At 60.1% G+C, this 11,989-nt stretch carries 8 protein-coding genes; all 8 read right to left on the reverse strand.

Annotation, left to right across the window (positions count from 1 at the left end):
- Positions 1-417: 417 nt before the first annotated feature.
- Positions 418-1,053 carry a response regulator gene (locus ACFMO5_RS10315; RefSeq protein WP_376792665.1) on the reverse strand — a complete coding sequence of 212 codons (636 nt, stop codon included), beginning with the start codon at positions 1,051-1,053 and terminating at the stop codon, positions 418-420.
- Positions 1,025-3,061 carry an ATP-binding protein gene (locus ACFMO5_RS10320; protein WP_376792666.1) on the reverse strand — a complete coding sequence of 679 codons (2,037 nt, stop codon included), beginning with the start codon at positions 3,059-3,061 and terminating at the stop codon, positions 1,025-1,027. The genes ACFMO5_RS10315 and ACFMO5_RS10320 overlap by 29 nt, the downstream gene beginning before the upstream one ends.
- A 9-nt stretch (positions 3,062-3,070) precedes the next feature.
- A complete protein-coding gene (gene phnD / locus ACFMO5_RS10325; protein ID WP_376792667.1) occupies positions 3,071-3,994 on the reverse strand; it encodes a phosphate/phosphite/phosphonate ABC transporter substrate-binding protein in 924 nt (307 codons plus the stop codon).
- Positions 3,995-4,222: 228 nt separating this feature from the next.
- On the reverse strand, positions 4,223-5,812 hold the full coding sequence (locus ACFMO5_RS10330) for a 4Fe-4S binding protein (RefSeq protein ID WP_376792668.1): 1,590 nt from the start codon (positions 5,810-5,812) through the stop codon (positions 4,223-4,225).
- 30 nt (positions 5,813-5,842) lie between these two features.
- Positions 5,843-6,514, reverse strand: a complete 672-nt coding sequence (locus tag ACFMO5_RS10335; protein WP_376792669.1) for a molecular chaperone — start codon at positions 6,512-6,514, stop codon at positions 5,843-5,845.
- 159 nt (positions 6,515-6,673) lie between these two features.
- Positions 6,674-8,290, reverse strand: a complete 1,617-nt coding sequence (nrfD, locus tag ACFMO5_RS10340; protein WP_376792670.1) for an NrfD/PsrC family molybdoenzyme membrane anchor subunit — start codon at positions 8,288-8,290, stop codon at positions 6,674-6,676.
- A 2-nt stretch (positions 8,291-8,292) separates the two neighbouring features.
- The gene (locus ACFMO5_RS10345; protein WP_376792671.1) at positions 8,293-9,030 is read right to left on the reverse strand and encodes a 4Fe-4S dicluster domain-containing protein; all 738 of its coding nucleotides are present in this window, start codon (positions 9,028-9,030) and stop codon (positions 8,293-8,295) included.
- A 73-nt stretch (positions 9,031-9,103) separates the two neighbouring features.
- Positions 9,104-11,668 carry a molybdopterin-dependent oxidoreductase gene (locus ACFMO5_RS10350; RefSeq protein ID WP_376792672.1) on the reverse strand — a complete coding sequence of 855 codons (2,565 nt, stop codon included), beginning with the start codon at positions 11,666-11,668 and terminating at the stop codon, positions 9,104-9,106.
- Positions 11,669-11,989 lie beyond the last annotated feature (321 nt).

Below are 11,989 nucleotides of genomic sequence, written 5' to 3' on the forward strand. Positions count from 1 at the left end.
GGGCTGAAAGCCCCGGCCCAGCCCCGAAAACCTCAAATCTAAAAATGGACAAAGCATCCTGCTTCTTTCTTTGGTTTTGATTCCTTGGGGGGTGGGGGCGAGCCGGACGCCTGCGGCGCATATTCCTAAAGCAAATGCAGCAACTCAACAGGCGCCCGGGCAAGGGCATAGCGCGTGTCCCTCCATGTGAACAACCCAGCCCAGGCCCCTACCCTCCCGGGAGGAGATGCGCTGCATAATTCCTAAGTCCATGTTAGCTCCATATGCAAGTCTAAAGGGCAGAACGTTAACCCGCCACCGGAGAGAGGGTTCTTCCCTTTCCGACACACACGATGCGAACACGTCCGATGGGGAAAATTCAGGGGGTGAGGAGGCCAAGAGAATATCCCATCCGACAGCGATACCTGAATCGCCGCCTTAAATCAGGCCATGCTCTCGAGCATAGCGCACCAGCTCCACCCGGCTGCTCAGACCAAGCTTGCCCATTAGATTCGCCCGATGCGTTTCCACCGTTCGAACGCTGATCCCCAGCTCTTCCGCGATCTGTCGATTCGTGTAACCCATGGCGATCAGCCGCAACACCTCCAGCTCCCGAGGGGTCAGCGGCTCGACCAGGACGGGTTCCACCGCAGGCGCCTTCAGATCCTTCAGCAAGGCACGGGTCATCGCGGGATGAATGTAAAGATCGCCCCGCCAAACCGCCCGGATGGCATGGACCAGCTCTTCTTCTACAGCTCGTTTGATGATGTAGCCCGAGGCCCCCAGGCGGATCGCCTCCCGCAGCATGTCCTCGTCCTCATGAACCGTTAGGATCAGGATGCGGAGTTCCGGAAGCGCCTTCCTCAAGAAGCGGGTGACCTCGATCCCGCCCCTCCCTGGCATGCTGATATCCAGCAACATGACATCGGGGCGCAGCGCCATGGCCTTTTGAATGGCGTCTTCGCTGTCGGCGGCCTCCCCGATCACCTCCAGATCCGGCTCATCCTTTAACAGGGCCCGCAGGCCAGCCCGCACCAGCCCATGATCATCCGCGATCAGAATCCGAATGGGCATACGGCACCTCCACCACCACGGTCGTCCCCGAACCCGGCGCGCTCTCCACGATCAACTTCCCCCCCAACTGTTCCGCCCGTTCCCGCATCCCGAAGAGCCCCAGATGGCCATCCCACATAGCTTGCTCCGGATCGAACCCTACCCCATTATCTTCCACGACAGCGACAATGCGATCGCCCCTCCGCTCCAACAGAACATCCACGCGAGTGGCATGCGCGTGGCGGGCCACATTGGTCAAGGCTTCCTGGAGGATCCGGTAAAGCGCGATCTCCACCGCAGGAGGCAATCGTTCTTCTTCTAGCCCGATCGATTCAAATTGCACATCCAGGCCATAGCGGCGCTGATACATCCCAATATACTGGCGCAGAGCTGCCACCAGCCCCAGGTGATCCAGAATGGCCGGTCGCAGATCCATCGCCAGACGATGCAGGTCCTCCATAATCTCCTCAACCAGATGCTTTAACTCCGCCACACGGCCCAGCATGGCTTCGGGTTGCTGGATCTCCCGCTCCAGCAATCCCAAGCTCACCCGCAGGGAAGTCAGCGCCTGTCCGGCCTCGTCGTGGAGCTCGCGGGCGATGCGGCGACGTTCCTCTTCTTGGGCCATCAGGATCCGCTCCAGAAATTGACTGCGAAGCGTCTCCCGCTGCTGCATCTCAGCCATCAGGCGCTGCCGGTGCAGCTCGGCATCCAGTGCGACCCCAATCTGTCGTCCGATGGCGCCCATCAGCTGGATCACACGTGTCAGCTGCGCATCATCGCCCCATGGCTCCATCGCTTCCGCCCGGGCTCCGAGCGCTCCTGCATCCCCATGAGCGGGGATCAGGACGTTCATCACCCCCAGGATTCGATCCCGGGACATCAGGGCCACACTGAGATGGCGCTGGAACCCAGCCTCGGGGCTTCCCGCCTCCTGAGCCCATTCCAGCATCGGGCATTGAGAGCGCGGCACAAACTGGGCCCATTCCTTCTGATGCAGGATGGCCTGCACGCACGGGCATATCGATACTCCGAATTCGGTGAGACGATTCGAGAAAACCGTTGAGAGGCTTTGCTGAGCCGCCAGGATCGGAGTCGGCGAACCTTCAGGTTGGAGAACGATCCATCCCGCCGGACATCCCAGGGCATCCAGGGTACTCCGCAATGCGACTTCTAAGATCTCTTGGAGGGAGCGGGCTTCTGAAAGGGCGCGGGCGATTGTGTTCAGGATCCGCAGCTCCCTGTTCTGACGCAACAGCTCGTTTTGAAAACGGATCAAATCGTCCATCATCACGTTAAAGGCGGCCGTGAGCTCCCCGATTTCGTCAGCCATTCGCACTGGCGGGCGATGGCTCAGATCCCCTCGGCTGGCCGCGCGGACAGCGTCCACCAGTTCCAGGATGGGGCGGCTTAACACACGGGTCAGAAGAAGGGCCGCGATCCCTCCAATGAGGAGCGCCAGCAGCGTCGTCGCAATCAGACGATAGGTTGCTGTGATCACCGCGCTCTGAAGCCGTTGATGGGAGAGCCCCAGCCGCACAACTCCCAGCTGACCCCCCAGGATGGGGACCGCCACATCGGTGAGCAGCCCCTCATCGCTATCCAGGAGTTGAACCCGCCAGGGTTGACCAGGGGAGAGAGGATTCACCCGAAGCAAATCGGAGGGCACGCGATGGGGAAAAGAGTGAGCCAGAACCTCCCCCTGCGGGCTCACAATGAAAATATAACGAACGTCAGGATTCGTCTCCAGGGTATTGCGCAGTTGCTGATATAGCCCGAAAAGGTTCTGGGTCAGGATCAGATCGGTGGCATCCTCGGCCAGATCGCGAGCTAACGCGAGGCCTCGTTCCTCTAGACCCTGACGCAGGCGCCCGGCCAGCTGGCTCCGGACCTGAAGGGTTACGGCCAGGCCCAGGAGCAGGATCACCCCTAAGACCATTCCCAGCAATTTATAGCGAATGGAAATCCCGGTGATCTTACGCCATAGCCATTGGGCCGATTGTCCGAGATCAGCCCTAAGCCGCGCCATCACGGCCTCCTAAGGCCATCCGCGGACCCTTGCCGCCATACGCCGGATATCCTCATAAGCGGCAGGGTCGGGGAGAACGAAGCGCTCCACGCCTAACACCGCCAGCGCCTTCTGCCCTCGGGGATCCCAAGGCATCTCCAGGAATGCCTGGCGCAGTGCCTCTTTTAACTTAGGATCTAATTCCGGATGAACCACCACCGGCGGGATCCCAAAAGGGGGTGAGCGTTCAATCACACGCAGGTTCGCAATCAGGGCCGGCTCGCTGTGGCTCAGGGATTCATAGACGAGGGAATCCACCGAGGCGCCATCCGCCAGCCCCTGAGCAACTGCCCGAATGCTGTTGTCATGGCTGTAGGTGAAGAACGTATCCCGAAAGAAGCCCTCCGGGGTCTCTCCCATCTGGGCTAAGCGATATTGCACATAGAGCCGCCCGGAGTTCGAAAGGGGATCTGTGAACGCGAAGCGTCGCCCACGCAAATCCTCCAGCCGATGGAAGGAGCTATCCGCTCGGACAATGATGAGGGCCTGATAGGTGGTGGTTCCGTTGATCTGCGGAACCACCAAAAGCTCCATATAGCCCTCCCGTTCCCCCTCGACGAAGGCGCCCCCACAAACGAAGCCCACATCGGCCTGGCCGGTGCGGATCAGATCGTTGATCTCCGCATAAGTCGGACGCTGAAGCAGTTCCACCGGCCGATCCAGGCGGTGGGCCAGGTAATCGAGGAGGGGACTGTAGGTCTCAAAGGTTACCCGGGGGGAAAGCACCGGGGCCACCGCCACCCGCAATGGCAGGCGCCCTGGCGCTCGCTCTGGGGCAACGACCGCATTATCCCCCTCGGTGTTCAACCGCACATAGGGGTAAGCCCCAGGGGCGCATGCTGTCAGGATCCAGAGCACCCCGATCAGCCATCGAAAGACCTTAACCAAGCGCATCGGCTAAGGATTAAGGAAAGAGTTTGGGGATGGCAGGACCACCTCCACAATGATTTTCTTTCCATCTCCCCATTCCGCCAAACGGTCTATTCCCAGGGCTTTTCAGCAATCCCACCGTTTAGGTCAAATGGATGACCCCATCCCCCTTCATCCCCGGCTCGCCCCCACATCCCCATGGGAACCCGCTGAATGAAAAAAGCCTGGGTCTATCCCCAGCCCCTATTCCATTCAACCGTCCAGTTCCCAGCTCATTCCCCCTGCGTTCATGAAAGCTTGACGACAGGCCGGACAATATTGCCTCAAGTAGCTCAGCAAAGCAGCGTTCTCCTTCCCCAAGCGGCTCTCGATCCAATCCAACAGGGGCGCGGCGGCAATCGGCTGATGACACCTCGCGCAACGCAGGACCTTCGCTTCGTGCAGCTTCGTCCGCCCACCATTTAAGCGCTCCAGGTCCACCACGCGGATCACCCGAATGGCCCCTCGATCGGATTCCGGGCACACTCGCACGCACTCCTCACAGGCCACGCAGCGTCCCATATCAAAGGTCCATTGCAGGCGATCCGTCTCTTCCTCCAGGCGGATGGCCTCCGTGGGGCAGGCCCGTGCACATTGGGCACAACCGGTGCAGGAGGCCGGATCGATATCGACCTGCCCCAAGGGGGCGAAGGGATCCGTAAGAGTGAGCTCCGGATGCTGGCAGAGCTCCGCCAGCATCCGGAAAACCTTTGCCGCCCCTGAGGGGAAGAACAACCCAGGGGCTTCGATCCGCCCGATGGGCTCCGGAGGAGGCCGAAGGAGATCCCCCCCGATACGAACTCGATCCTCGCGAACCCCCATCTGAGCCAGAACCCGCTGGCAGAAGCGCACCGTTCCTTCCAGCCGTCCTTCGAACGGGTGTGCGCACCCGTTTGAACACGGCAGCACCCGGACGGCTCCAGCACCCAAGATCAGCGGGGCCAGCAACCAGGCCGGAGGGACCGTCCCCGCGCATGGAACGGCCACCTTCAACCACGAGGGATGAACCCGGATCGGTTCCCCACCTTCTCGCCAGCATTGAAACACGATCCCCCGTGGGCTTAATTCCCTTACACGGGGATCCAGTAAGGTCTGGATTTCCACCTCAAACTGCTCCGGGGTCCAAGCGGGGTTCACCATCGCGCCGCGCGGACAGGCCATCAGGCACAGCCCACAGGTCTGGCAGGCCTCTTTATCCAGCTCCGGCCACCCGTCCACCCACCGCCAGGCCTCATAGGGGCACACCTCCTGGCATACTTGGCAGCCCTGCTCGGCTGCGCAACGCGCCCGATCCACCGCCGGCACCCCTTCGTAAAAGAGCCAGGACAGACGAAGCATGGCCCGCCGATCCAGCTCCCGAGCGAAGCGGGGACGGATCTGATCCATATGGCTTCCTGAATACTTTTGGGCCCGAGCGGCAGCAGCCACCAGGTAGAGAACAGCCTGCTCAATCCGGGCCTTCTCCCTCCCGGAGGGAAGAGCCCGAATCTCTATCCCCAGAGGATCCACCCCCGCTTTGCGTGCCTCCGCCTGGATCAGGCCAAGGCTGATCCGGGGATGACATACCCCGAGAACCAAGCGCTCCACTCTTTGTTGCTGGAGGAAAGCATGAAGATTGGGAGGCCGCTCGCACAGATGGGGAAGCACATGGAAAACCCCGTCGGGGAAAACGGAAGACAAGCGATCCCGCAGGGCCATCAAATCCAGGTCCAGGTCCCCACAGACCAGGATCGCCGTTCGAGCAGGCCCGGATCCGTTACTTGATCGCTGAGGGGTATGTGTTTGGAAGGCCTGGGTTTTCATGTGGGATTTGCTCTCCATGGAAAAGAAACGCTAAGCGGATGCTTTTCCCCTCCATTCCCTGGTGGCGGAGGAGACGAGGGCCAGCCAATCCGCGTCGTGGTGGATGAAAGCCTCTATGGCCTCCACGGCGATCCGGTATGGATTCGCTGCGGCTTCCTCTCGCACGCGCCAGGTCAGCAGCGGAACCCAACGCCGAAGGTGCTGGCGGAGGAAAACGTGTTCTACGGGAAGAGGAAGCGACGCCGGATCGTCCCCCGCCCACGCCTCGGATTCATGCTGGCACAAGAAAGCCATGAACTCCAGCTCCACGGCCAGGTGATCTGGAGGCAAAGAATGGCGCGTTGACAGCATCAGGCCCGCTTCCCGGTATTTCCGCTCAAGCTTCAGCATGATCCTCCCCTGCCCCGGGCCTTCCGGATCCAGATAGCGAGAAGCTTGGAGGGGAATCGTTTGGCAAAGCGTTGTATAAGATGCTTGGAGCTCCTGGGGTTTCCTACAGTAACGGCCCAGGCAATCCGCCCAACGCCGCCATGGGCCGTAAAACGCGAAGTGCTGGAGCGCCGTCCTATGTGCTTCCAGAATCTCCCCTGCCTCGCTTAGGTGCTCTAAACGCGCCTCTTCGGGGTAGAGAAGGGACGCGGATAGAAATCGATAGAGCGCATAACGCAGTTGCGCGACATCCGCCAGATGGATTTGCTTCATGGACGTGCCGTCTTTTTGTGACATAAAGGGCAATGAATAGGAAGAGGCGGAAGGGCCCTACCTCCTTTCATTCCCCCTCCCCATAGCCTTTTGGGTCGTAGGGAGGGGGGCGGAGCCGGACGCCCTTAGCGCCCGGCTCCGCCCCAAATCCCCAATATGTTATCCGGGCCAGAGCTCGTAAACCACAGCGGCCAGGAAGACGATCATCACCCCGAGGATGAAAAGCGTTGGCGGCGAGCCCAATATCGAAAGGAACAGCCCCACCCCATAAGCCCATTGCTCAACGGAAGCGACCACCGGGGTGGGAACCAGGACCACCCGCGGATTACTGTAGATCGGGCTATCGGGCGGGAATCCCCATGGGGCTGCGAAGACGAAATAGCTGAGGGCTTGCAGGGAAAACCCGGCGATCACCATGGCGATGGTCACTGCGGTCCGCGGCTGGAAGGCACGGCCTGTCGGGAGGGTGAACACGGCTTGGGCACGCCACGGCACTGCCTCCTCCGCCTCCTCGATCTCCATGATGGGAAAAACCTTGGCGAACAGGGCGTAAATCAGAGTTCCCAACCCGAGCAAGCCCAAGATGATCCGCACCTCTACTGAAGAGGGGAGGTAGAAACCGGTGCCGTAAGGAAGGAGCGTGCCGTGCGTCTGGGAGGGGACGACGATTAGGAAACGCTTCCCGACGGCGGCCAAGTTCACCAGCAGGCCGCTCAGGACCAGCAGGGGAACCGACCAGCGATGGCTGAGCAACTGGAACGCCAACAGCGCGAAGGGGATGACCAGACTAAGGATGGAGAACCAATAAATGGGGGCATAATCCCCGAAAAGCAAGGTCTCCATCACTCGTCGCTCATGGTGACCGCCGGTATACATCCCGGTCAGGACCTCAACCACCGTGAAGTAAAGGTAAATCGCGATGAGGATGAACAGGAAGCGCCCCAGCCACTGGAAGACCTCGAGGTTGAGGCGGTCATGCGCCCGCAACGCCCAGCGGAAGACGGCGGCCAGGAGCACCAGGAGCCCCAGGCCGGAGATGCCCGCCATCACCACGAACGCAGGGGCCTGTAGCGCGCTATACCACCCCGGCCGCCCCACCTGAAGGCCGAACACAAAGCCCAGGGTGGAGTGGGCCGTGATCAGCAGCGGAACAATGGCGATCGCCAGCCAAAAGCTGGTCCGATGATGTCGGTTCTGCTCTTCCAGTGTTCCCTGATAACCGGAAGCCCAGAGCCGGTGAAACCACTGAAGCGGGCTGGGGATCCGAGCGCAAACGGCCGCATCCCGACGGCCATCCAGAAAGAAATACACCACGCTGGCGAACAGATACCCCGCCACGACTAGGGTGAAGGTCCCGAAGAATGGGGATTGCGGGCGAGCATAGCGCGGAAGATTCAGCAACCCTCGAAGCGGCTGCCCCAGATCCGCCAGGATGGCCAGGGCAGCGAGGATCAGCGCCGTGATAGTCAACAGCTCGGCCATCCGGGAGAGCGGTTTCAGCTCTTTTAAGTTGAGCAGGCGGATCAAGGCGGCTACGGTGATCCCAGCGAAACTGATTCCCACAAAGTAAACGTCGAAGGCCACATAGAGCCCCCAGGGGGCGCCTCCCATCGTCCCGATATCCCGGAGGTTGGTAACCACCAGCCCTTCGTTCAATTGCTGGAGATAAGCCTGCAAGCCGGAGGCGAACACGGTCGCCGCCAGGCCGACCAGGAGCAGCCAGCCTGGGGTGATTTGGCCCACACCGTAGGGAAGACGTCCGCTCAATCCACGCATACTCACACCCTCGCTCGAACAGGTTCGATTTGGCGGATTTCTGCTCCCGGCGGTTTCCCACCCACATAGAACACGCGAGGCTCTGTGCCCAGCTCCTCCAGAAGCCGGAAATGCGGCTTTTGTCGGAGCACTCGCGAGACCAGGCTGTCCGGATCATCCAAGTCCCCGAAGAGCAGCGCCTGCACCGGGCAGTTCGCCACACAGGCCGGCAGCTTTCCTTTCTCCACCCGATGGACGCAGAACGTGCACTTCTCGATCACGCCCTTGACGTGCCCTCCCCCGGCGATCCGCCGGCGCTCCTCACCATAGGCTTGGTCCAAATCTGGGTTCTTATATGGGGGAGCGATCCCCCCTGTAATCGATTGCAGGTTCGGATCGCTCCAGTCCAGATAGTAATTCCGATCCGGTCGCTTCCAGTTAAAGTAATTCACCCCATAGGGGCAGGCCACCTCGCAATAGCGACAGCCGATGCATCGTTCCCAATCCGTCGCCACCAGCCCATCCTCCCGCTTGTATCGGGCGCCGACCGGGCAGACTTTCACGCACGGCGCGTTGTCACAATGCATACAGGGACGGGGCATGAACCATTGACGGACGTTCGGGAATTCCCCCTCCTCAAAGCGAAACACATACATCCAGAAAATCGCCTGAGGGGTGTTGTTCTCAACCTTACAAGCCTCCATGCAGGCTCGACAGCCCATACATCGGCTGAGGTCGATTACCATTCCGTAACGCGGCATGGCGAATCCTCCAGGTCTTCTCTATTTGTCAAACCCGAGATCAGGGGCACACGACCACGTCTCTGCTTTAATCTCAGGCTTTATAGATCCGCACTTTCACCTGAAAAGATTGATCCGCCGTGCAACTTACATAGCCCTCGCCGGTGAAAAAGAGAGCGCTGGCTCCTGGCCCCTGGCCCTGGGCCCATGGATGGGTCCACACCCCATACCCATGCGGCAACCCCACGGTGTCCGGCCGGATCCCCTCCGTGTAATGGACCCGCACCCGCACCCGCCGAGTTTCCCCCGTTAGCGCATGATGGGATTCCACCCATACCTCCTCGCCATCTCGAACCCCTAAGGCCTGAGCGGTCCTGGGGTGGATATCCAGGCGCTGGCGCGGCGCCAGCTCGGCGAGCAAGGGGATGAAGCTGCTCCGGGATTGCTTGAATTCGATCATCTTGTAGCTGATCAGATAGAACTGATATTCAGGTGGCGAACCATCCATCGTCAATGGGCGCCAGGTGGGAAATGGGGTGTAATCTCGCCAGTAGATCTCATCGACGCCGCGCGCCTTCATCTCCTGGCGATACCGTAACAGGGATTCGCCGTAAAACCGATGGCGGATCCCCCCAAAAGGCGGCTCTATGGCATAGCCGTAACGGGCCTTCACCGGGATCGGACCCTTCACCCAAACGCCGTGCTTTTCGAAATAGGCGATCCCTTCCTCGATCCCCAGGGATTTCGCCCAGCGGTCGAAAATCTCCCGGACAGACGGTTTGCGGTCCAGAGGAAGCTGATACGGTCCCTTCAATTTCAAAGCCTTGTTCAACTCATCCAGATACCCTCCCTCTCCGTAGAGAATGCCCAGCTGCTCACAGAGGTCCAGATAGATCTCAATCTCCCCTCGAGCTTCAAAGAACGGCTCCATCACCGGAAGCCGCAAGGCCACCCCATCCACATACCCATCCGAGATCGAAGACGGCCCTTCGTATTTCTCCAGGATGGCCGCGGGAAGAACCACATCAGCGAAAAGATCGGCGGTCTCCGAAAGCCACGGGCTGATCACCACCACGAATTTGAAACGCTTATAAGATTCGGCGATATCCGGCTGAGAACCGAAGGCGATTAAGGGATTTGTCATATGGACGATCACGATCTCAGGCAGCTTTTCCACATGGTATTTCTCGGGGTTTTGCATAACCTTCGCCATCACGGCAGGGTTGGCGCTGTTGATTGGAAAGAAGGGGCTATCTTTGAGATAGAAGTTGTAGGGAGGATCTTGAATCTTGATCTGATCCAGCTTCTCGAAATTCGGATGGATCTTCCAGGTAAAATCCATCATCGGACCTCCGACAGCGCCCACGGCGCCAAGGAGCATGAACACCAGGAGGATGGCGCGGATCGCTTGGAAGCCCAGCTCTTGCTGCGCCATGTGATACGCCATCACGCTCACCGGGCGGTAAGGGAGGTCCATTCCATCCACCCGGATGGTGCTGCCGATCATGGCGTTCTCGCCCAGCTCCAGGGCGATCCGGCGGATTTGCTCCGCGGGGACTCCGCAGATCTCCGCCGCCCATTCCGGCGTGCAGGGGGCCACATGCTCCTTAAACGCCTGGAAAGCCGGGCGGATTTTCTGACCCTCAAACTCGTAGACGCCCTCCAGCGCGGGCTCCACGCCCGGTGCATCGTAAGGTTGAGGGCGACCCGTGTTCAAATCCCATACCTGTTCTTTTCCATCGATCCGAAGGAAGAAACCATCTTCTTTCACCAAAAATGGAGCATTGGTATATCGTTTCAGGTAATCCGCATCCACATGGCGAGCCTCGATCAGCACATGGCTGAAGGCCAGGGCCAGGGCCAGATCGGTTCCCGGGCGGATCGGCAGCCATTCGTCCACAAAGGGGCCTCCGCCTCGAAGCCGCGGGTCGATGAGGACGACTTTCATCCCCCGCTCCCGTGCGGCGAGGAACTGCTGGGGCCATGTGATCCAGCACAGCTTATTTCCCCCCGCGTTGGTCAAGTTCCATCCCCAGGCCAGCAAATAGCGGGTGTAACGAAAATCCGGATGGAGCACGCTGCTGAGGCCCACGGTATATTCGCACGCTCGATAACCCGCATCGGAACAGAAAGCCCCGTGGCCCAGCTTAGTGGCCTTCAGGGCCTTCACGAAAGCCTCATCGTAAAACGCCTCAGCCTTGCTCCGCCCTTTCTGCCAAACAATGCGAGAGGGATCTCGATTGCGAACCTCGCGGATCTGATCGGCAATGAGGCGGAGGGCTTCCTCCCATGAGGCCTGGCGCCAACGCCCGGGAACCCCCTTCTCATTGGTCCGGATCAACGGGGCCTTCACCCGGTTCGGATCGTAGAGGGCGATGATCTGAGCTACCCCTTTCGGGCACAACGTGCCTCGGTTTCGAGGGTGCGCCGGATGGCCTTCCAGCTTCACCACACGGCCGTTAATCCGCCGGGCAAGAACTCCACAATCCTGCTTGCCGATCCAACAGAGGGTGGGAACCCATTCCTCCGTCAGCTGATCCGCAGGCTCCTGAGGGGCCGCTTGTAAAGTCTCCAGCCCCCGCGAGAAGAGCCGCCCGGCAAGAAAAAGCCCACCGGTGACCGCTGAGCTCTTCAGAAAGCGCCGTCGCGTGAGCCGCATCATGCCTCCTTTATCCAAGCGCGCAAGATGTGGGTTCCGTATATGCAGGTTTGCACTTTGATCGTAACCAGGAGAGGGGAATTCGTGAACCGTAGAGGTTACGGATTTTTCAACCACGAGGGCTCAGAGGAAAACCACAATCCGGAGGCCGAGTCTGTCAGGGAAAGCCAGAATCCCGTCAGGAAAAACCTGACATCGGGCTGGGGCAGACCGTGCGGGGCAAGAAACACAGCACCCCGTGCCCCTACCGGGGTCCTCGTTGAGGATCTCGGGTGTGGGGGGAGGCGATAAGAAATATTTGGGGGTGGGCCGGGCGCCTTT

Source organism: Thermoflexus sp., assembly GCF_042408365.1.
Classification (GTDB): domain Bacteria; phylum Chloroflexota; class Anaerolineae; order Thermoflexales; family Thermoflexaceae; genus Thermoflexus.